We start from the raw sequence: 21,111 nt of genomic DNA on the forward strand, positions 1-21,111 counted from the left end.
CACGGCTGCTCGGCGCAGCCCTGCCCGGAGCATGTGAATCGCGCTGCGGGCGGTCGGCGTGGGATCACCGGGTCAGCTTAGTTCCGCCCAGACGCTCTGCCCGAGACCGTCCCGCTCGACACCCCACCGGACCGCGAGCGCATCGACGATGGTGAGGCCGCGGCCGTCCGGATCCTCGGCGCCGGCGGCGCGCGGACGGGGCAGCCCCTGGGCGCCGCCGTCGGTCACGCGCACCTCGATGACCTGCTTCGACTCGACGATCCGCAACCGCCAGGCCAGCCGGACGACCCCGCCCGGCAGCGGCTCCGCGTGACGTACGGCGTTGCCGACCAGCTCGGCGGCGACCGAGACCACGTCGGCGAGCAGGTTCGGGGTGACCGCGTCGGCGAGGGCCGCGGCGAGGCGGTGTCGTGCCTGCTGCGCGCCGCGGGCGTGGTGGGGGACCACCACGCACCAGGCCCGCTCAGCGACAGCCATCGACACGATCATGCCTCCCCGGATGCATGTGCATCCCTCTTGACGTCACCTCGCGGCAGCCGTACCTCTGCGACCGTACCTCCCCCATCCCGGGGACGTAAGGACACCCATCCGTTTTGTCGTTCAATAGTCTTTCGGACGAGATAAAGACCCAGACCGGCACCACCGTACCGCCGTCCGTCGCCGCTGTCCGCCTGCCAGAACCGCTCGAACACTTGATGAGCCTGCTCGGGGGCGATCCCTATCCCCCGATCGAGTATCTGGAAGTAGACCGTGCGCCGGTCGTTGCCGGCGGACAGCACCACGGTCTCCTCCCGGGCCGAGTACTTGTCGGCGTTGGTGGCCAGCTCGGTGAGCACGTTCGGGATGGTGGCGCGGTCCCCGTAGGCCAGCGGCAGGCGCTCCGGCAGCTCCAGGCGGAACCGGCGGCGCAGATCGGCCGGCAGGTTCGTCGCGGCATGGCGAAGCGCTTCGACGAGATCGAAGGGGCCCGGTGACAGCGTGCCGACCGCCGTGTCGGTGCTCGCGGCCAGCAGCCGGTCGACCAGCCGGGCCAGCTCGTCGCTGCGCTGGCCGATCACCCGGGCCGCCTCCCGGCGCGCCTTGTCGTCGAGCTGGCTCCAGTGGTCGCGCAGCGTGTCCGCGTACCCCTTGATGACGGTGACCGGGGTGCGCAGCTCGTGGCTGGTGACGGCGATGAACAGCTCGCGATCGGCCAGATCGTCGCCGGTGCTCTGCACCGGCAGCCCGGCCCGCTCGCTGTAGAGGCGGCCGACGGTCGCCCCGAGCAGCGCCATCACCGCGAGCTGGTCGGCGTCGGCCGGCCGGTCGTCGGGCATGAACGCGCCCAGCAGGGCGGGCGGGCGGCCGACGAGGTCGATCCGGTGCAGCAGGATCCAGCGGCTGCCCAGCGAGGACATCTGGTCCGAGGCCTCGTCGTCGACCGCGCCCAGCTCCACGCGGTAGGTCGTCGGCCCGGGACGCAGGACGGCGGTGACCACCTCAGGCTGGACCGGCCGGCCCAGCGCCCAGTCGGCGGTGCCGGTCGCGGCGATCACCCGGCCGGCTCCGCCGGTGGTGTGCAGTTCCGAGAGCGCCATTCCGGGCACGCCCAGCGCGTACTGGCCGAGGTGCAGCAGGCGGTCGAGGGCGGGCAGGCCGCCGCGGCCGCTGACCGGATCGTTGAAGAGCGCGGCGATACCCAACGTCAGCTCGCGGTACGCCACCTCCACATGCAGGATCCTGCCTGCCGGAACAGCGACGCGCCAGGGCTCGTGACCGATCAGTGATGATTCAACGACCGAGGTGTGCCAGCACCTCGGCCGGGCGGTCCGTGATGATGCCGTCGACACCGAGCTTGAGCAGCAGGTCCACGTCGTCGGTCGCGTTGACGGTCCACACGTACACCTGCTGGCCGCCGGCCTTGAGCCGCCGCACCAGATCCGGCCTGCGGCGCACCAGTTCCAGGCCGGGGCCCGCGATGCGGGTGCCGAACGGCAGCCGCCGGATGCGCAGGCCCGGTGGCAGCAGGTCCATCAGCTGCACGGTGGGCAGCGACGGCAGCAGCTCGCGCGAGCGGCGCACCGCCAGCGGCGAGAACGACATCACCGTCACCCGCACCGGCGCGGACGCCGACGTGCTGGTCAGGCCGTGCCGGTTCAGCACGGCCCGCAACCGGTACTCCACGGCCTTGCCGTACCGGTTGGGGTGCTTTGTCTCGATCAGCATCCGCACGGGCCGCCCGGCCTGGCGCGCCGTGTCGAGCAGCTCCTCCAGCGTCAGCACCCCGGCCGGCTGCCCGCTGGGGTGCCACGAGCCGAAGTCGAGGGCCCGCAACTGGGCCAGCGTGTACGCGGCCACCGGCCCCCGCCCGTCGCTGACCCGGTCCAGGCGCCGGTCGTGCACGCACACGAGATGACCGTCGCGGGTCAGCCGCACGTCGCACTCGATGCCGTCGGCGCCCTCGCGCAGCGCGCGCGCGTACGCCCCCAGCGTGTGCTCGGGTAGGGCAGCCGACGAGCCGCGATGCGCGAAGACCAGCGGGGTCGGGTCGGGGGTGGGGCTCATACGCTCGCTCACGGCTAGATGATCTGCGGCGACCGGCCCTCGTCGGCGACGACCGGGCGGCCGGCGGCGGCCCAGCCCATCATGCCGCCGTCGACGTTGGTGACGTTGTCCCAGCCCTGCTGGCGCAGATACGACACGACCTGGCCGGAACGGCCGCCCACCCGGCAGAGCACGTAGACCTCGCGGTCCTGCGGAACCTCGGCCATGCGGGCCGGGATCTGCATCATGGGCAGGTGGACAGCCGCGGGGGCGTGGCCGGCGGCCCACTCGTCGTCCTCGCGGACGTCGAGCAGGAAAGCGTCGGCGGGCACCTCGGCGACGGTGGCGGTGGGGATCTGCGCAGCGAACACGCCTGCAAGTGTAAGGGTCTTGCACCTCCCAGGAGCCCGTCGGAGCGGCCGCTCGGTGTCCGGCCGGAGCGCAGCGGAGGCTGGACGACCGATTAAGGCCGCGGAGCGGGCTCCGCATATTGCAGTCAGATCGCGTTGACCCATTCCGGGTGCTGCTGCACCCAGGCGCCCAGATCGGCGTCGCGCATGGCCCGGAACAGGTCCTCGGCCCCGTCCTGCAGCAGCACGTACGACACACCGCCGATGCTCTGCGGGTAGGAGGGCACCCGGATGCCGGTGAGCGAGTCCGGGCGGATGTTGCGGAGCGCGACGAGCAGGTCGGTCAGCGTCGCCTCGCCGGTGTCGAGGGTGAGCGACTGCCCGATGCCGCGGATGAACTGGTCGAGCTTGAGCGGGTTGCGGGTCACCCCGCTGTCCAGCGCCTTGCTCAGGATCGCTTTGACCAGTTGCTGCTGGTGGCGCTGCCGGTCGTAGTCGCCGTTCGGCAGGCCGTACCGCTGCCGGGAGTAGTCCAGCGCCTCGGCCCCGTTCATCTCGCGGCAGCCGACCGTGAACAGGCGCTTGGTGTGGATCGAGCGCACCTCGGTGTCCACGCACATGTTCACCCCGCCGAGGCTGTCGATGACCTGGGTGAAGCCGCCGAAGTCGACCACTGCCGCGCCGTCGAAGCGCATCCCGGTGAGCGCGGTCAGGGTGGCCGACAGCAGCTGTACGCCGCCGCTGCCGCCCCCGCCGGCCTCGAACGCCGCGTTGATGCGCTGCCGCGCCCCGCCGAACGAGGTGCCGCCCACCTCGGGGATCTCCACCCGCAGATCGCGCGGGATCGAGATGACGTAGGCGTGGTTCAGGTCGCGGTCCACCTGGACGACCAGGATGGTGTCCGAGCGCTGCCCCGCTCCCGGGTTGGACTCCCGCAGGTCGGATCCGATGAGCAGGTAGTTGAGCGGGCCGGTGAGCCGGCGCCAGCCGACCTGCGAGTCGGCCATGTCCCGGGCGCGCGGGTCGAGCAGCACGTCACGGCTCACGCTCGACTCGTAGCGGTGCACCAGCGCCTGCCCGGCGACCAGGCCGCCACCGGCGAGTATCACCAGCCCTACCAGGACCGCGACCAGCGCCTGTGGCCAGCGCCGGCGGCGCGGCGACTCGTCGGAGCGGGCGCGGTCGGCGCGATGGCCGTTGCCGGCTCGCCGGGTGCTCCTGCCTGCCCGGACCTTTTGGCCGGCCCGAGGGCTCTCCGGCCAGCCGAGGCCTGAGCGTGGCGAGCCGGGCCCCGGTGGTGCCGCCGCCGGGGAGGGCCAGCCAAGGCCGGTGGCCCGGGACTTATCCCTCCTGCCGTCGCCGGTATGCCACGCGGAGCTGGCCATGCCGCCTCCCGGAGTGGGAAATCCTCATCCTCAGCGTATGGACCGCTCACTCCGGAAGGCGTTGATTCCGAAATTACTTCTCGTTGTTGACGACCTCTGGGTGGATAAGTACGAAGTTGCCCAACTTGTCATTCTTCGCAGCGCGGAACATGTCCTTGGTCGTCTTGTCGAGCGCTTCGCCCTGGTATTTGCCGTTGACGACGATGCTCTCGTAGGTGCCCGAGTTGGTCTTGAGCAGCACGAGGTCGGCGCCGGCCATGTCCTTCATGGTGAACAGAAAGTCCGTGACGCCCATCCCCTTAGGCAGGCTGAGCAGCATCGACTTGCCCACCGCGGCGATCAACTGGTTGACCTTGCCGAAGTCGGTGAGCACACCCGCCGAGCCGGCCTTCTTCGCCATCGCCTTGATCAACTGCTGCTGATGGCGCTGGCGGCCGTAGTCGCCGGAACCGTCCGGCAGGTAGCGCTGGCGCGCGTAGTCCAGCGCCTCCCAGCCGGCCATCTCCCGGCAGCCGGGCTTGTGCAGGTAGCGCTGGTTACCCGTGCGTCGGGCGTAGCTGTCGGCCTCGTGCTCGTCGGCGATGCCGCCGATGTACTTCGGCTTGCCCTTGACCACGAAGTTGTGGATCGACTTGGTCGGAGCTTCCACACACATGGGCACCGTGCCCAGCGCGTCGATGAACGTCTTGAAGCCGCCGAAATCGATGACCGCCGCCGCCTGGAACACCATGCCGCCGGTCAGCTTGCTGATCGCCTTGGCCGCGGACTTCAGCCCGCCCCGCCAGTCGCCCTTGCTGTCCAACCCGTTCGTGAACGCGCCGTTGATGCGCTGCTGCGAACCAGGGATGTTCACATCCCGCGGCACCGACATCAGGTAGGCCTGATCGTGGTTCTTCGACACGTGAAGGATGAGGATGGTGTCGGAGCGGGCGTCCGTCGCCTTCTGGCTGGCGCGCGTGTCAATGCCCAGCAGCAGGATGTTGAACGCGCCGTCGAAGGCCTTGCCCGCCGGGGCGGCCGGGGCGGCCGAGGTCTCGGGGTCCACCAGTTCGGTGCTCTCCGATACCTGGATGTTGCCCTCCAGGTTGCCGACGATGGTCTTGATCCCGACGAGCGCACCACCGGAGATCATCATCAGCAGCGCGCCGAAGGTGACCGCCAACTTGGCGGACAGCGGCGCGCCACGTTTCTTCTTGCGCTTCGAGGACTTGGTGGCCGGTGTGCCGCCGCCGCGCCCTCGAGGGGGGCGCCGTGGTGACACGATGCCTCGTTGCTCTTCTTGATCGATTGTCGATGTTGCCACGTGACTCCCCAGGTCCGCTGCGTGGGTGTGGTCGCCTTGACGGGCGCGGTCATTTGACCCTCAGACCGAACACCAGGCTGGCCGCGCGAATTGATCGAGGGTCGTCGGCTTCGGCGACAACGGCCGCCTTGGCCACCGCTGCGGGGTCGGCCGCTAGCCGGGCACGGTGCTCCGTGCACTGTTCGCTGTGACACGTCCGCCATGCCTCCCCCCGAGGGTCTGGATCGCCTTCGACCGAGCCACTGTAGTTGGTTGGCCTCGGCGATTGCGAGCAATGATGAGATCAGATGTTTTACCTGTATTCAGGGGATTTAGGCAGGTTCATAGTCGGCTTGCTGCTACGGCATGGGTTCGCCGAACCTCCTGAATTTCAGCGAGTGGCGGCTTCCGTGACCGACGATCTGAGGCCCCCCGTGACGCTGGGTCAGGGACTACCATCTCGTTCGTCCGAACGCGACTAGATCGAGAAAGGCTCGATCTGCGCTGCTCGGGCTATGAAAGGACGGGGAATGGCAATCATCGGCAAGCGAGGCAGAGTCCGGTTGGCCAGTGCGGTGCTCGCTGTCGCGGGTTCGGTCGGACTTGTGGTGACCACGGCCGCGCCGGCCAGCGCAGCTCCGGCGTACATCCACCTGTATGCCGCCCAGGACGTGGGTTCGAGTGACAACGGTTACTGCGACACGGGGTACTTCTGCGCTTACACCAAGCCGTGGCTCGATCAGTACGGCATCGGCTTCTACAACGACAAGTGGGACTGGGCGGCCACCGACGTACCGAAGATCTGGGGCGGCACCGAGTCGATCAACAACAACGCGGAGTCGTGGTGGAATCACGGCACCCCGTCTTACAACAATGACGTGCAGGTCTATCAGTACGCCGGTGGCAGCGGCGTGAGCATGTGCGTGCAGAACGGTGTGCAGATCGGGATGGCCTCCTCGTACGGGATGGCGAACCTTCCGTCGGCCCACGTCTGGCGCAGCGCCTGCTGACAGGGCCGGAAGTGTTGCGGGGGCGTCGTCTCCGACGGCGTCCCCGGATGGACGTCCGGTGCATCCGGATCCAGAAACGACGCCCCCCACGAAGATCAGGTGGAGGCTAATATCGCGACTGCTCGAGCGCGACCGGCCGGGAGGGGCTCGATCGGCGCGGCTCGGCCAGTGGAGGGACGGGGAATGACGGTCATCAGCAAGAAGGCTGGCGCACGGCTTGCGGGAGTGGCTCTCGCAGTGGCGTCATCGGTCGGTCTGGTGTTCGCGACGGCGGCGCCGGTCAGCGCGGCGCCCGCATACATCAAGCTGTGGTCGGTGCAGGACGTCGGAGCGAGCGAGGAAGGGTACTGCGACACCGGGTACTTCTGCGCCTACATCAGCACGAATCTGACGAGTCAGGGCATCGGCTTCTACAACGACAAGTGGGACTGGGCTGCCACGGACGTTCCGAATACGTTCAGCGGATACGACATCAACAACAACGCCGAGTCGTGGTGGAACCACGGCACGCCGTCCTTCAACAATGACGTCCAGGTCTACCAGTACGCGGGTGGCAGTGGCGTCAGCATGTGCGTCCAGAACGGTGTGCAGATCAAGTACGGCTCGTCGTACGGCATGGCCAACCTCCCCTCGGCCCACGTCTGGCGTAGCTCGTGCTGAAGTTCGGCACCATGCTCGCGGCCGTCGCTCTGGCGACGGCCGCGTGCGGCACCACCTCAACCTCCGAACCCCCGCAGGCGCAGCCGACGGGATCGGCGCCGGTCGTCGACGGCGATGCCTTTCGTGAGGTCGGGCGGCTACGGCAGGAGCTCGACGACGCCATCGGTAAGCTCGAGGACAGATGCATGCTGGGCAAGGGCTTCACCGTGCTGCTGCCCAGGGAGCCCCGCATGGACCCCGGTTTCGTCATGCTCGACATCTACTCGTCGCCGTCGTCGGCGGATGCCGAGCGCGACGGCTACGGCATCGCGGGTCGCGTCGAGCAGCGTGGCCACGATGTCGAGCCCCAGCCGACGGGTGCGTGGTACGAGCAGTCGCTTGAGGAGCAGCGCCGGTATGAACGGGAGTTGACGGGATCGGGGGATGCCGCGGCGACCCCCGGTGCCAACGGCACCGGGCAGGACGGAGGTTGCCGGGGCGCGGTGCTCACCGCGGCTTACGGCACCACACAGCGCGGCCCTCGCAACCCGACCTACCAGCACCTGCCGACTGAGGAGATGCTGGCCGCAGTGCCGGAGGTACGCAAGGCCCGCGAGGCTTGGGCGCTGTGCGTGGCCAAGGCGGGATATCCACGGTTCGAGCAGCCGGGTGACGCCGCCGCATACGCGCAGTACTTCTTCGACCCGGTCGGGAGCCGCCCAGGTGTGCCGGTGCCCAAGGGCGGCCCGTGGCCACTTGCCGAGGCGCGGATGAAAGAGCGGACGTTGGCCGTTGCGGACGCCCGGTGCGCGGACGAACACCAGGTGCGCGAGACCGTGTCGGCGCAGTGGGCGCTACTGGTCGATCAGGCACGCCGGCGGATCGAGCCGCAGCTCGTCGCGTATGCCGCGCAGCTTCGTGAGTGTCTCGTCCGGGTTCAGCAGGAATTGGGCGGAAAATAGATGCGCAAGTTTGTCTGCGCCTTCATCGGCGTGATGCTCGTCGGCGGCTGTACGTCCTCGGACAGCGCGACCGAGGAAGTCAGACTGACGCAGGTCGACGGTATGCCCACGGCAGATGTCGACGACACCGTCTGGCTCGAGTGGGCCGAGTCGACGCTGGCCGGAGAATGCATGGTGGCCCGCGGATTCCCGTTCTGGGCGCAGTGGCGCCTGCGAGTTCAGAAGAACACCGAACCCGATCAGCTTTACGGCATCGCCGACGTCACGTGGGTCACGGCGCACGGATACGGCATCGGGGAGCGTCGCTCGGCACCGGACATGACGCCGGAGGATCCCAACACCCGCTACCTGCATTCGTTGCCCAAGGAGCGCTGGCGGGAGTACGACACCGCATATCACGGCACCGAGCAGGACCGGATCACGGTCACCTTGGCCAACGGAATGACCGCCAGCATGGCTTCGAAGGGTTGCCTCGCGGAGGCCCGTACGAAGCTGTTCGGGTCGCTGTCCGATTGGTTGCGGCTCGACACGTCCTGGCGCAACATCGACGCGGAAATCGCCCCGACCGTGCTCAAGGACGCCCGGTACCTGAAAGCGCTGGCCGGCTGGCGCGCGTGCATGGCAGGCAGGGGACAGCACGTCGCCGAACCGATGGCGCTGCGTGAACAGGTGTCGCGCGAATACTCACTGAAGCCACGCACGGAGGCCAGGGAACTGGAGATGGCACTGGCGAAGCTCGAAGCCGAGTGTGCCCAGACCACGGCACTGATCCGGACTGCCGAGGAGGTACACGCCGAGGTTCGGGCGGGCCTCGACAGCGCGCGTAAGAGCGACCTCGACACCTACCGCGAGATGATGCGCGGCGCGCTCGACGCCGCTCGAAAGCTGGCCGGCCCGGCGTAGTCGTGCGTGGTGTGACAGGCTTCTCGGCTGGAGGGAAGACATGAATCGACGTCAACTGCTGGTCGCCGGTGGTTCGGCCGGGCTGTTGGCGGCTACCGGCACGGCGGTGTACGCGGCCAGCCTCGCCCGCACACCGGGTCAGCGTGCGGCGCAAGCGGCGGCACCGCCGCAGTCCGCGGTGACGGTGCCGGTGCGGCGGGGACAGCTGCTCGACGAGACGGTGCTGGACGGTGTGCTGGAACGCGCCGTCACGACAGACGTCGCCGCGCCCGCAGCGGTGGAGGGCGCGAGCAAGATTGTTGTCACCAAGTTGAAGGTCGCCATCGGCGGCCAGGTGCGCTCCGGTGACGTGTTGATGGAGGTGTCGGGCCGGCCGTTGATCGTGCTGCCCGGCCAGTTCCCAGCCTTCCGCGACCTACAGCGTGGCGACACGGGTCCCGATGTCAGGCAGTTGCAGGAGGCGCTGCGACCCCGCTATGGCACACCGCAGACCTCGATCTTCGATAGTCGCACCGAGCGCGATCTGCGGCAGTTGTATCAGCGGGCCGGTTACACGCCGGTGACCCGCGATGCCGCCCTGCCGGAAGGGTCCACGCCCCTTCCGGCACAGTCACCCGCCGTCGGCGCGGCGGTCACCGTGCGGCGGGTGGTGCTGCCGGCCGGAGAGATCGCATTTGTGCCTACGCTTCCGGCACAGGTCGCCGCTCTTTCTGCCAAAGTCGGTGCAGTGGCGGCCGGCACGGTCGCCTCGCTTGCCTCGGGCCCCTGGCGAGTCACCGCCCTGCTCGATGCTGCCGGCGAGCGTGCGCTCAGCGCAGGCAGGCCTGAGGTGACCTTCGGTGCCGGTCCGATGCAGGACCGCAGAACCAGCCTGCTGGAGATCCGGGAGCGGCCCGCCGTCGGTGAACGCCCCGCCTATCGCGAGGGATTGTTCGTCGTGGAAGGCGCGCCGGTTCTGGAACCGGGTACCGCACAATCTGTGCGTGTGTCCCGTGCCCGCAGCGCCGAGAACAGCCTGATCGTGCCGGTTTCGGCGCTGTGGACCGGCGCTGACGGCGCGGTCCATGTCACCCTGTTCAAGGACGGCCGAGGCACGCAGGTGCCGGTGACAGTGCTGCTCAGTGTCCTAGGCGAGGCTGCGGTCACCGGCGAACTCATGGAGAACGACCTGGTGGTCGTCGCCGGGCATGGCTGAGTCCGTGCTCGAGGCGGTGGGCCTGTCCCGCGTCTTCGCCGGCCCGCCCGAGGTGCACGCACTGCGCGACGCGAGCCTGTCTGTCAAGGGCGGAGAGATGGTCGCGGTGGTGGGTGCCTCGGGCTCCGGTAAGTCGACCCTGCTCAACATCGTCGGTCTGCTCGACAAGCCGACCTCGGGCGTGCTCCGGCTGGGCGGGCACGATGTCACCAGCTTGACCGAACGTGAACGCACCCATGCTCGGGCCCGCGCTATCGGTTTCGTCTTTCAGGCCTTCCATCTGGTTCCTCACATGGACTGCATGCGCAATGTCATGCTGCCGCTGGTGCATCAGGGTGTCCCTCGTGACCTCCGCGGACACCTGGCCGAGGAGGCCCTGGGCCGGGTCGGCCTGGCGCACCGGCTCACTGCCCGGCCGGGCACGCTGTCAGGTGGTGAGCAGCAGCGTGTCGCGGTCGCTCGGGCGATAGTCCACGATCCGACACTACTGCTCTGCGACGAGCCCACGGGCAACCTCGACAGCGAGAACACCGCTACGGTCCTGGAACTGCTTCGGGAATTGGCCACGCCGGGCCGTGCGGTCGTGGTGATCACGCACGATCAGCAGGTCCGTGACGCTGCTGACCGCTGGGTGGAGGTACGCGATGGCCGCTGCGGCTCACACCAGTCCGCGTGACGTCTTCGCGCAGGCATGGCACGCAATCGTCGGCAGGCGAGGTCGATCGTTCCTGACCGCGGCCGGTGTCGGCCTCGGAGTCGCGGCGACCATCGCCACGCTGGCTGTCACGGCTACCGCGTCCGGGGCGATCTCTGACAAGTTCGACGCGACCCGTGCCACGAGCGTCACGCTGCGCTGGCCGGAGCGCGTGATCAGGCCCGACACGGGTGTGATCAAGAATGTGACCAGACTCAACGGGGTCGAGGCGGCTGGGCTGATCTGTGAGGCGGCACGCGACGAGCACCGTGCCACGGCCGTGACGCCACAGCATGCCACCGGCGTGCCGACGCGGATCGGCCTGCTGGCGGCTCAGCCGAGCGCGTTCAGCGCGCTGCGGGTCGCGCCGGTCTCCGGCCGATTCTTCGATGAGGGACACGGCACCCGCGCTGATCAGGTCGTGGTCGTGGATACGGTGGCCGCTCAAGCTCTGGGTGTGTCGCAGCCTGGACAGCTCATCTATGTGGACGGAGCACCGGTCAGCGTGATCGGGGTCTACGAGGCCCCGGTCGGTGAGGCCCGGATGACCGCAGCAGTGATCATGCCTTACCAGCGCTGCCTTCATGACAGCCCCGAACAGCCGCTGTTCGGACAGCCCATGGTGGTGGTGCAAACCGCTCTCGGCGCAGCCGACCAGGTCGCAGGCGAAGCCCGGCTGGCGCTGTATCCCGCCGATCCCGGTGCGCTGGAGGCGCTCGTGCCGCCGGACCTGCGTACCTTCCGTGAGGGTGTCGAGGATGACACGCGGGCGCTGTTTCTGGGTCTGGCGCTCGTGTCGTTGGTCATCGGAGCACTGGGCGTCTCGAACACGACGCTGGTATCGGTCTTGGAACGCCGGCCGGAGATCGGGTTGCGGAGGGCGATCGGCGCCTCGAGATCTGCCGTGGCCGGGCAGTTCCTCGTCGAATCAGGCTTACTCGGTCTGGTCGGCGGAATTCTCGGTACGGTCGTGGCAGTCGACGCCGCTGTCGCGGTGGCTCTCGTGAAGCAATGGGTGGTCGTGCTCGATCCGGTCCTGCTCGGAGGCGGGCCGTTGCTGGGCCTCCTGGTCGGCACTGCGGCCGGGGTCTACCCGGCGTGGAAGGCTAGCCGGGTCGAACCGGCGGCATCGCTGCGAGCGTCCTGACCGGGGCGAGGCGGTCGAGGCGAGTCCAGACAGCACCGGGGCCTCGTCATGTCGTCCACTCTCCCGGGCCGGTCATCTGTCGATGCCGGCCCCCGCGACTCCTCTGGTTCAGCGCGTCGCGTGGTCACCGTGAGGTGGCGGCGCCGTCACTTCTCCCTGTTCACGAACTCTGGGTTGAGCAGTGCGAATTGCCCGAGCTGGTCATTCTTGGCAGCTCGGAACATCTGCATCGTGTTGGAGCTGAGCGCCTCGCCGCCGCTGCCGGAGCTGTTGTACCAGCCCGCGTTCGTCTTCAGCAGCACGAGGTCGGCGCCGGCCAGGTCCTTCAGGGAGAACATGAAGTCGATCAGTGGGACGCCGTGCGTGTCCAGGATCATGGACTCGCCCACGGCCTTCATCAGGGCGTTGACCTTGCCGAGATCGGTCAGCACACCGCTGGAGCCGGCCTTCTTCGCCATCGCCTTGATCAGCTGCTGCTGGTGGCGCTGGCGGCCGTAGTCGCCGTCGTCGAGGGACTTGCGGATACGGGAGTAGTCCAGGGCCTCCCAGCCCGGCTTCTCCCGGCAGCCCTTCTTGTGCAGGTACTCCTTGCCGAGCAGGCCGAGCCTGCGCTCCACCGCCAGGTTGTCGTTGCCCGAGCCGGAGACGTACTTCGGCTTGCCGTCGATCATGAAGTAGTGGCTGGACTTGGTGTCTTCCTCGACGCAGACGTTCACCGTGCCCAGGGCGTCGATGATCTTCTTGAAGCCGCCGAAGTCGATGACGGCGGCACCGTCGAACGTGATGCCGGTCAGCTTGGTGACCGTCTTCGCGGTCAGGCCCAAGCCACCGGCCCAGCCGCCGCCGTTCTGGGCGCCGAAATAGAAGGCCGCATTGATCTTGTTGGTGCCGCCGCTGTACTTGGTCTTGGGGTTGGCCGGGATGGAGACCTGGGTGTCACGCGGGATCGACATCAGGTACGCCTGGTCGTGCGTGGCCGGGATGTGCAGCAGCAGGACCGTGTCCGCGCGGGCGTTGTCCTTCTCCTGGGTCGCGCGCACGTCGATGCCGAGCAGCAGCATGTCGATCGCGCCCTTGAGGTCGCTGCCCTTGGGGCCGGTGTCGGTCTTGCCGGCGTCGCCCAGCACGTCGACCACGGCGACGTTGTCCGTGAGCTGGCCTTCGAACGACTTGACGCCGACGATCGCGCCGCCGGCCACCATCATCAGCAGGGCGCCGAAGGTCAGCGTCAGCTTCGCCCAGAGGGGGGCGGTGCGCTTGGACTTCTTCTTGCCCTTGCCCTTGTTGAGCGAGTGGCCGTTCTTCCGGCCGGAGGGTTCGTCGTCGTAGGCGTCCGCGGGTCGGCGGCTCCGCTGGCTGGGCACCGTGTTCTTGGCGCCGCCTCGCCGCTGCTTGTTCGCCACGCGTTCCCCCGGGGGTCTGGTTGACCGTAGACCGAGCCACTGTAATAGCTCGGCCTACGGAACCGCGAGGCTGCATAGACCAGATCAGATGTATTTAGACCGATTTGCGGCGAATTTTCATTGCTAATTATTGACAGATGGTGACGGTGGCGGGCTGACGTTGGTCTCGTACCACTGCTTCATCTGGTCCTTGCCGACCGCCTCGTAGAGCGCGATGGCCTTCGGCTTGTCCGAGACGACCACGCTCTCCCCGCCGACCATCTGGCTGCCCAGGTGCGGGCTGGTCAGGAAGACCAGGTCGTCGCTGCGGATGCCGCGGAACTGGATCGCCATGTCGATCAGCTTGAAGTCCTGGTCGACGGTGACCGCGCTGGTGACCGCGCCGAGGAAGTCGTTGAGCTTGCCGGGGCTGGTCAGGATGCCGCCGCTGGCGGCCTTGTCCAGCAATGCCTTGAGCAGCTGCTGCTGGTGGCGCATCCGGGCGAAGTCGCCGTCCGGGAACTGCTTGCGCTGGCGTACGTAGTCCAGCGCCTCGGCGCCGTTGAGGTGCATGGTGCCCTTGGTGAAGGTGCGCTTGGGCTTGTGGATCGAGGTGATCGTCTTTTCGATCTTCATGTCCACGCCGCCGATCGCGTCGACCACCTCGGTGAAGCCGCCGAAGTCGATCAGCATCACGTGGTCCATGCGCACCGAGCTGTAGCACTCGACCGTCTTCACCAGCAGCGGCATGCCACCGAAGGCGTACGCGGCGTTCAGCTTCGCCTTGCGCGTGCCGCAGTCGGCCTGCGCCGCGTCCTTCGGGATGTAGACGTGCAGGTCCCGGGGCAGCGAGATGAGGTACGCGCGGTCCTGGGAGGACGGGATGTGCATGATGATCATGGTGTCGGTGCGCCACTGCCCGCCCTGGTCGGTGGGCGCGTCCGGGTCCCGCGAGTCACTGCCCACCAGCAGGATGTTCTGGCTGCCGTTGACCGTCTTGGGCGGCCGGCCGCCGGTGAGCGCGCTGAACGGGTCGGTGCGGGACAGGTCGCCCTCGACGCTCTTGGCGTAGAGCCACGCGCCGCCCAGGCCGAGGCCGCCGCACAGCGCCAGCGCGATCAGCGCCACCAGCGCGATCCGGCCCCATTTGGGCTGGACCTTCTTCTTCGCGGAGCCGTACGTGTTCCCGGTGCCGGAGACCGGCACCCGCGCCGAGCCTCCGTTGCCGCGCCCGCGCGACGAGGAGGACGACACCCGGGCCGCGCCCGACGGCGTGGCCGGCACCGAGGCCCGCCCGCTGGTCGCCCGCGCGGCGGAACCGCGGCCCGCCGCCTTGTCATCCGCCGGCTTGTCGTCCGGCGAGCCGGCGGTGGCGCGGCCGTAGACGCGCGCGGCCGGCTTGTTCTTCTCGTCGCCCGACGATCCGCCGACCGACGGGTACGGGCCGGTGGGGAGATTGGCGAAACCGCCCGGAGGGGGAGTCACCGAGGCGCGGCCGACCGATGCCCGGCCGGTCGGGCGCTGTGCGGGCTTCGCCGGTGAGGTCGAGGACGCGTCCTCGACACCGGCGTCCCCAGCCTGGGGGGTGGCCTCGGGTTCGTCAGGCGTCTGCTGGGACATGAGAACCAGCCTACGAGGCGTCTGCGACAACCCCCCGGTACGTGATGATCGTGGCGCGGCAGCTCACAGGGTGGTTGCCTCCCGATCCGCCTTGATCACGACAGTGTCGTGTACCTGCCACGATGGTGCAGCAGCGGCGGCACGGCGTCACCGAGCGTGATCTCCACCAGGCTCGCCTCGACCAGTAGCCCCCAGCCGAACGGCCGCGAGCCGTCGAGCCGGCAGCCCGCCCAGGTCGTCGTGCCCGCCGGGATCGGCCCGTACGGCGTCTCGGTCCACGGCTCCTGCCTGAACAGCCCGCCCGGCGCGGGCATCAGCCCGGCGAAGCGGTCGGCCAGCTGCCGGTGCGCCTCGCCGAGCGGCGTCACCGCGAACACGCCCGCCCGCTCGATCGCCGGCCACAGCTCCGACTCGTCGTCGACGATGCCCAGCAGCCGCCCCGGGTCCCCGTCGGCCACCAGCGTCGACGACACCGTCAGTCCCGCCGGCCCCGGCGCGGTCCACAGGCACACCGTCATCCCGAACCGCCCCCGCAACCGGCGCACCTCACTACGCTCCGATTCCGGGGTCGCGAACGGATCAGTGTCATGGATCACGGCCCTCACTCCTCGCATGAAGGAAGGGCACCTTCACAACGCGGAGCGTTGTGAAGGTGCCCTTCCCATCGGATCACGTCCAGGCGAGCAGCGTCGCCTCGGGGTCGTGCAGGAAGGCGCCGATGTCCCGGAGGAACTTCGAGCCCAGCTCGCCGTCGATGACGCGGTGGTCGAACGACAGGCCCAGCGTGGTGACCTGGCGCAGCTTGACCTTGCCCTTGTGCGCCCACGGGGTCTCCCGCACCGCGCCGAAGGCCAGGATCGCGGCCTCGCCCGGGGGCAGGATCGGGGTGCCGGTGTCCACGCCGAACACGCCCACGTTGGTGATCGTGAACGTGCCGCCGGACATCGCCGACGGCGGCGTCTTGCCCGACTTCGCCGTCGCCACCAGGTCGGTCATCGCGTCGGCCAGCTCCCGCAGGGACAGCCGCCCCGCGTCGGCGATGTTCGGCACGATGAGGCCGCGCTCGGTGGCCGCCGCGATGCCCAGGTTCACGTAGTCCTTGACCACGATCTCCTGCGCCGCCTCGTCCCACGACGAGTTGACCATCGGGTGGCGCTTCGCCGCCAGCAGCACCGCCTTGGCGACCAGCAGCAGCGGCGAGACGCGCACGTCACGCCACTCCCGGTCGGCCTTCAGCCGCTCCAGCGCCTTCATCGACCGCGTCATGTCGACCGTCAGGAACTCGGTGACGTGCGGAGCCGTGAAGGCCGAGGCGACCATGTTGGCCGCGGTCAGCTTGCGTACCCCCTTGATGGGGACACGGGTCTCGCGCTCGCCGGGGACCATGACCACCTGCGCGCGCGGCGCGGCGGCGGCCGGGGCCGCCAGCGCGGCCTGCACGTCGTCCCGGGTGATCGAGCCCTGCGGGCCGGTGCCCGTCAGCGTGGACAGGTCCACGCCGAGCGTGCGGGCCAGCATCCGGACCGGCGGCTTGGCCAGCACGCCGTGCCCGTTGGCGGCCGGAGCCGCCGGGGACACGGACGGGGCCGGGACCGCCGGAGCGACCCGGGCCGCGGGAGCAGCCTGCGCCGCCGGTGCGGGCACGGCCGGGACCGGCGCGGGGGCCGAAACCGCCGGGGCCGGAGCCGCGGGAGCGTCGCCCTTGCGGGCGCGGCGCTTGGCGGCGGTGACCCGGGGGCCGTAGCCGACCAGCACCGCCGTGCGGCCCGATGCCGTGGTCTCGCCGATCAGCCCGCCGGTGGCCTCCTCGCCCGCGGCCTTCTCGGCCTGGGCGGCGGCACCCTGGGACATGTCGTCGACGACCGGCGCGGACGGGCCGCCGGTGTCGATCGAGATGATCGGGGAGCCGACCTCGACCACCGTGCCCTCCGGCACGAAGATCTTCACGACGGTGCCGGCCCACTTCGCCGGGATCTCGACCGCCGCCTTCGCGGTCTCCACCTCGACGATGGGCTGGTTCAGCTCGATGACGTCGCCCTCGGCGACGAGCCACTTGAGGATCTCGCCCTCGGTGAGACCCTCACCGAGGTCGGGCAGGGGGAACTGGTTCACACCCACGTCGGAACCTCGCTTCGCGAGCTTCCGCCGCGGGACCCGTGATCACGCTGCATCATGATTCGTTCGCTTCGCTCACTCATGTGTCAGCCCCCTCAGAACCCGAAGGAACGGTCGACGGCCTCGAGCACGCGGTCCAGGTCGGGCAGGAACTCCTCCTCCACCCGGGAGGCCGGGTAGGGGATGTCGTAGCCGGTCACCCGCAGCACCGGGGCCTCCAGGGAGTAGAAGCACTCCTCGGAGATCCGGGCCGCGACCTCGGCGCCCAGGCCGATGTTGCCCGGGGCCTCGTGCACGACCACGGCCCGGCCGGTCTTGCGGACCGACTCGAACACCGGGGCCATGTCCAGCGGGGACAGCGAGCGCAGGTCGATGACCTCCAGGTTGCGGCCGTCCTCGGCCGCCGCGGTCGCGGCGTCCAGGCAGGTGCGCACCATCGGGCCGTACGCCAGCAGCGTCGCGTCGGTGCCCGAGCGCAGCACCCGGGAGCTGTGCAGCGGGTACGCCGCCGACAGCGGCGCGGCCGTGTCGACCTCGCCCTTCTCCCAGTAGCGGCGCTTCGGCTCGAAGAAGATGATCGGGTCGTCGCTGGCGATGGCCTGCTGGATCATCCAGTACGCGTCGGACGGGTTGCTGCACGCCACGACCTTGAGGCCGGCGGTGTGCGAGAAGTACGCCTCGGGCGACTCCGAGTGGTGCTCGACCGCGCCGATGCCGCCGCCGAACGGGATCCGGATGACCATGGGCAGGCTGACCTTGCCCCGGGACCGGTAGTGGAACTTCGCCACCTGGCACACGATCTGGTCGTACGCCGGGTACACGAAGCCGTCGAACTGGATCTCGACGACCGGGCGGTAGCCGCGCAGCGCCAGGCCGATCGCGGTGCCGACGATGCCGGCCTCGGCCAGCGGGGTGTCGATGACGCGGTCGTCGCCGAAGTCCTTCTGCAGGCCGTCGGTGATGCGGAACACGCCGCCGAGCTTGCCGACGTCCTCGCCCATGATGAGGACCTTGCTGTCGTCCTCCATCGCGCGGCGCAGGCCCAGGTTGAGCGACTTGCCGAGGGTAAGCGTCTCCATGATCAGTGGCTCCCCTCGAACGAGGCGTGGTAGGTCTCGAACTCGGCGCGCTGCTTGTCGATCAGCGGCGAGCCGTTGGGGTAGACGTGGTCGAACATGGTCGCCGGGTCCGGGTCGGGCATCGACAGCACGCGCTCGCGCAGCGCCACCGCCTCGACCTTGGCCTGCTCGTCGACGGCGGCGAAGAACGCCTCGTCGGCGATGCCCTGCTTCTCCAGCAGCTTGCGCATACGCACGACCGGGTCCTTGGCCTGCCACGCCTCGACCTCGCTGGCCACGCGGTAGCGGGTCGGGTCGTCGGAGGTGGTGTGCGCGCCCATGCGGTAGGTGTACGCCTCGATCAGGGTCGGGCCCTGGCCGTGGCGGGCGTTGTCCAGCGCCGCGCGGGTCACCGCGTACGTCGCCAGCACGTCGTTGCCGTCGACCCGGATGCCGGGGAAGCCGAAGCCGGCCGCGCGCTGGTACAGCGGGATGCGGGTCTGGCGCTCCAGCGGCTCGGAGATCGCGTACTGGTTGTTCTGGCAGAAGAACACGATCGGCGCGTTGTACACGCTGCCGAAGATGAACGCCTCGTTGACATCGCCCTGGCTGGTCGCGCCGTCGCCGAAGTAGGCGATGACGGCCTCGCTGGTCTCGTCGTCGTCGCCGACCTTGCCGTCCTTGACGACACCCATGGCGTAGCCGGTCGCGTGCAGCGTCTGCGCGCCGATGACGATCGTGTACATGTTGAACCGGTGTGCCACCGGGTCCCAGCCGCCCTGGTCCACGCCCCGGAACAGGCCCAGCGGCATGATCGGGTCGATGTTGCGGCAGTAGAGGACGCCGTGCTCCCGGTACGTCGGGAAGGCCATGTCCTGCTTGCGCAGCGCGCGGCCGGAGCCGACCTGCGCCGCCTCCTGGCCCAGCAGGCTGGCCCAGATGCCCAGCTCACCCTGGCGCTGCAGAGCGGTCGCCTCGGCGTCGAGCTTGCGCACCGTGACCAGGTCGCGGTATAGCCCGCGCAGCTCGTCGTCGGTGAAGTCGACGGAGTAGTCGGGGTGTGAGACTCGGTCACCCTCGGGGGTGAGGAGCTGTACGAACTCCGGCTCGGGGGGCCCCGAGCGCTTGCCGCCGCGGCGGGAGGCCGCGCGCTCGACTTTGGTCATCCGTGTTCTCCCTGTCAGTGGTGCGTCGGCGACGGGGTGTGTCTGCCGCGCATCGGTGGCGCCACGTCGTGTCCCTCGTGGGGCGAAGACGCCTGGCTGCGGCAGTAGTGAGTCCGGAGTACGCGGTGACCACGGCCACTCTGCCGCCTGGCCCCCATACTGCCGTATCGGTGGCGGCAGTCACAGGCCGGGCAGGTGATATTGGCAACCGGTAGCGGAAAAAACCTGGGCCTAGGAATACCCCAAATACCCGGATCATGGATGTCGTTGGGGCATTCTGGGCGAATTCCCCCGTGCCCTAGGAGCACTCCGATGCCCGACGACAATTTCCTGGAAGACCTCTTCGGCTCGCCGCCCCCGCCCCCCGCGGTGCCGTCGGCGTTCCGGACCCCCGTCGCCCCGTCTGCCCGTCGTTCTCCCTCCCGACGGCACGGCCTGCTGGTCGCGCTGCTGGTCGGGATCACCGCTGTGCCGACCTGGATCGTGCTGCGGGCCGGTGTCGACGGGGTCGACCCCGACTTCGGCGAGCGCCTGGCCGGGCCGGTGCAGCCGTTCGTGGTGCCGGGTGACCATCTCGCTCACGGCTCGTTCCGGCTGCCCGACCGCCCGGTCCGGCCGGCCCCGCAGAACGACCCGGGACTCGCCCAGCGCGGCGGACCGGCGGTGCACGACGAGGACGACGACGAGCGGTCCGACGATGTCGCCGTACCCGTGCTCGAACGCCGTCGCCCGGCCGTCATCCTGCCGATCCGCCCGATCTGGCGACCGGCCAAGCCCGTACCGCAACGCCCGGCCCCGCCTATCGGCGAGCCTGCCCAGCCCCCCACCCCCGGCGGCGGCCCTCCCGCCCCAGGCGGGCCTTCGTTCCCCGGCGGGCCGTCCTTTCCCGGCGGACCTTCCTTTCCCGGCGGACCTTCCTTTCCCGGCGGGCCAACCTTCCCGGGCGGGCCATCCTTCCCTGGTGGGCCGACGCATCCCGATGGTCCCTGGTGGCCGGATCGACCCGGCCGTCCGCCGGGTTCGGACGGGCCGGGTCGGCCGGGCGGACCTGGCGGACCTGGCGGTCCGGGTGGTGCAGGCTGGCCTGGTTGGCCCGGCGGTGGTTCCGGCGGGCCAAGTGGCGGGCCGTGCGAGCGGCCTGGACGGACATGGCCTGCGGCGTCGTCGCACCTTGCGGCGGCGGCCCGGGTCGTGCCGCGCCGTGCGTCGGCGAAGCCGGCCGCCCCACACGCGGCGTCGGTGTCGTCGACGGGGACCTCATCTCTGTCACGGCAGGCCTCGGTGAGGCGCGCGGCCTCGGTGGAGCAGCCACGCCAGCGGCTCCGGCCTGCGGCACGGAGTGGTGAGCAGCGCGAAGCACCGCGCCTGGGCGGGACTAAGACCCGCCAGGGACAGGCGGTGGGCGGGCGCGCCGTGGCCGGGGCGCGGCACGGCAAGGCCGGGGTTGGGCATGGCAAGGCCGAAGTACGGCATGGCAAGGCTGGGGTGCGGCACGGCAAGGTGAAGGATCATCGTGCCGGTAAGAAAGGCCTCAAGCGCAGCGGGCAGGTCAAAGCCGAGCGCCGGCACGGGCAGGGCCGCTCCGTCTCCCGCTGACCGCGGCTCGCCATCGCCTCGCCTTCGGCGGATGCGACCATGATTCGTTTTTGTGGACGCTGGACGCCCCCATAGGGGCACTCA

General features: G+C 69.5%; 19 protein-coding genes and 1 pseudogene. 8 read left to right on the forward strand and 12 right to left on the reverse strand.

All coding sequences use genetic code 11. The features are described from left to right. Nucleotides 1-72: 72 nt before the first annotated feature. The 6 genes from ACFQO7_RS20125 to ACFQO7_RS20150 all read right to left on the reverse strand — a co-directional run bounded on the left by ACFQO7_RS20125 (nt 73) and on the right by ACFQO7_RS20150 (nt 5,561). Nucleotides 73-489, reverse strand: a complete 417-nt coding sequence (locus tag ACFQO7_RS20125; RefSeq protein ID WP_376807772.1) for an ATP-binding protein — start codon at nt 487-489, stop codon at nt 73-75. Continuing rightward, nucleotides 486-1,709, reverse strand: a complete 1,224-nt coding sequence (locus tag ACFQO7_RS20130) for a sensor histidine kinase (protein ID WP_376807773.1) — start codon at nt 1,707-1,709, stop codon at nt 486-488. Before ACFQO7_RS20130 ends, ACFQO7_RS20125 begins: the two co-directional genes overlap by 4 nt. Nucleotides 1,710-1,770: 61 nt before the next feature. Beyond that, nucleotides 1,771-2,544 carry a glycerophosphodiester phosphodiesterase gene (locus ACFQO7_RS20135; protein ID WP_361049557.1) on the reverse strand — a complete coding sequence of 258 codons (774 nt, stop codon included), beginning with the start codon at nt 2,542-2,544 and terminating at the stop codon, nt 1,771-1,773. 14 nt (nt 2,545-2,558) lie between these two features. After that, nucleotides 2,559-2,894 carry a rhodanese-like domain-containing protein gene (locus ACFQO7_RS20140; protein WP_361049485.1) on the reverse strand — a complete coding sequence of 112 codons (336 nt, stop codon included), beginning with the start codon at nt 2,892-2,894 and terminating at the stop codon, nt 2,559-2,561. 125 nt (nt 2,895-3,019) lie between these two features. Continuing rightward, nucleotides 3,020-3,982: an LCP family protein gene (locus ACFQO7_RS20145; protein ID WP_376807774.1), complete on the reverse strand. Its 963-nt coding sequence runs from the start codon at nt 3,980-3,982 to the stop codon at nt 3,020-3,022. A gap of 349 nt (nt 3,983-4,331) precedes the next feature. After that, entirely contained in the window at nt 4,332-5,561 is a 1,230-nt protein-coding gene (locus ACFQO7_RS20150) for an LCP family protein (protein ID WP_376807775.1), read from the reverse strand. A gap of 509 nt (nt 5,562-6,070) precedes the next feature. Between ACFQO7_RS20150 and ACFQO7_RS20155 the strand changes: the two genes are divergently transcribed. From ACFQO7_RS20155 to ACFQO7_RS20185, 7 genes are all read left to right on the forward strand, one after another. After that, a complete protein-coding gene (locus tag ACFQO7_RS20155; RefSeq protein ID WP_376807776.1) occupies nt 6,071-6,550 on the forward strand; it encodes a peptidase inhibitor family I36 protein in 480 nt (159 codons plus the stop codon). Nucleotides 6,551-6,733: 183 nt separating this feature from the next. Then, a complete protein-coding gene (locus ACFQO7_RS20160) occupies nt 6,734-7,210 on the forward strand; it encodes a peptidase inhibitor family I36 protein (RefSeq protein WP_376807777.1) in 477 nt (158 codons plus the stop codon). Beyond that, on the forward strand, nt 7,204-8,151 hold the full coding sequence (locus ACFQO7_RS20165) for a hypothetical protein (RefSeq protein ID WP_376807778.1): 948 nt from the start codon (nt 7,204-7,206) through the stop codon (nt 8,149-8,151). The genes ACFQO7_RS20160 and ACFQO7_RS20165 overlap by 7 nt, the downstream gene beginning before the upstream one ends. Further along, complete coding sequence (locus ACFQO7_RS20170; RefSeq protein WP_376807779.1) at nt 8,152-9,054, forward strand: hypothetical protein; 903 nt, start codon at nt 8,152-8,154, stop codon at nt 9,052-9,054. A gap of 40 nt (nt 9,055-9,094) precedes the next feature. Then, complete coding sequence (locus ACFQO7_RS20175) at nt 9,095-10,249, forward strand: efflux RND transporter periplasmic adaptor subunit (protein WP_376807780.1); 1,155 nt, start codon at nt 9,095-9,097, stop codon at nt 10,247-10,249. Then, nucleotides 10,242-10,925: an ABC transporter ATP-binding protein gene (locus tag ACFQO7_RS20180; RefSeq protein ID WP_376807781.1), complete on the forward strand. Its 684-nt coding sequence runs from the start codon at nt 10,242-10,244 to the stop codon at nt 10,923-10,925. The genes ACFQO7_RS20175 and ACFQO7_RS20180 overlap by 8 nt, the downstream gene beginning before the upstream one ends. Continuing rightward, a complete protein-coding gene (locus ACFQO7_RS20185) occupies nt 10,894-12,090 on the forward strand; it encodes an ABC transporter permease (protein WP_376807782.1) in 1,197 nt (398 codons plus the stop codon). Before ACFQO7_RS20180 ends, ACFQO7_RS20185 begins: the two co-directional genes overlap by 32 nt. Before the next feature lie 146 nt (nt 12,091-12,236). Here ACFQO7_RS20185 and ACFQO7_RS20190 read toward each other — a convergent pair whose 3' ends face one another. The 6 genes and pseudogenes from ACFQO7_RS20190 to pdhA form a co-directional block, all read right to left on the reverse strand. Further along, a complete protein-coding gene (locus ACFQO7_RS20190; protein WP_376807783.1) occupies nt 12,237-13,493 on the reverse strand; it encodes an LCP family protein in 1,257 nt (418 codons plus the stop codon). A 123-nt stretch (nt 13,494-13,616) separates the two neighbouring features. Further along, the gene (locus ACFQO7_RS20195; RefSeq protein WP_376807784.1) at nt 13,617-15,092 is read right to left on the reverse strand and encodes an LCP family protein; all 1,476 of its coding nucleotides are present in this window, start codon (nt 15,090-15,092) and stop codon (nt 13,617-13,619) included. A 95-nt stretch (nt 15,093-15,187) separates the two neighbouring features. Beyond that, nucleotides 15,188-15,691, reverse strand: a pseudogene (locus ACFQO7_RS20200) (flavin reductase family protein); the annotation flags it as partial. 70 nt (nt 15,692-15,761) lie between these two features. Next, nucleotides 15,762-17,210: a dihydrolipoamide acetyltransferase family protein gene (locus ACFQO7_RS20205; protein WP_376807785.1), complete on the reverse strand. Its 1,449-nt coding sequence runs from the start codon at nt 17,208-17,210 to the stop codon at nt 15,762-15,764. Between the two features lie 92 nt (nt 17,211-17,302). After that, the gene (locus ACFQO7_RS20210; RefSeq protein WP_376807794.1) at nt 17,303-18,292 is read right to left on the reverse strand and encodes an alpha-ketoacid dehydrogenase subunit beta; all 990 of its coding nucleotides are present in this window, start codon (nt 18,290-18,292) and stop codon (nt 17,303-17,305) included. Next, nucleotides 18,289-19,431, reverse strand: a complete 1,143-nt coding sequence (pdhA, locus tag ACFQO7_RS20215) for a pyruvate dehydrogenase (acetyl-transferring) E1 component subunit alpha (RefSeq protein ID WP_376807786.1) — start codon at nt 19,429-19,431, stop codon at nt 18,289-18,291. Before pdhA ends, ACFQO7_RS20210 begins: the two co-directional genes overlap by 4 nt. Nucleotides 19,432-20,730: 1,299 nt before the next feature. On the opposite strand from pdhA, the gene ACFQO7_RS20220 reads away from it, so the two are divergent. Further along, the gene (locus ACFQO7_RS20220; protein WP_376807787.1) at nt 20,731-21,027 is read left to right on the forward strand and encodes a hypothetical protein; all 297 of its coding nucleotides are present in this window, start codon (nt 20,731-20,733) and stop codon (nt 21,025-21,027) included. Nucleotides 21,028-21,111 lie beyond the last annotated feature (84 nt).

Source organism: Catellatospora aurea (assembly GCF_042663325.1).
Classification (GTDB): domain Bacteria; phylum Actinomycetota; class Actinomycetes; order Mycobacteriales; family Micromonosporaceae; genus Catellatospora; species Catellatospora aurea.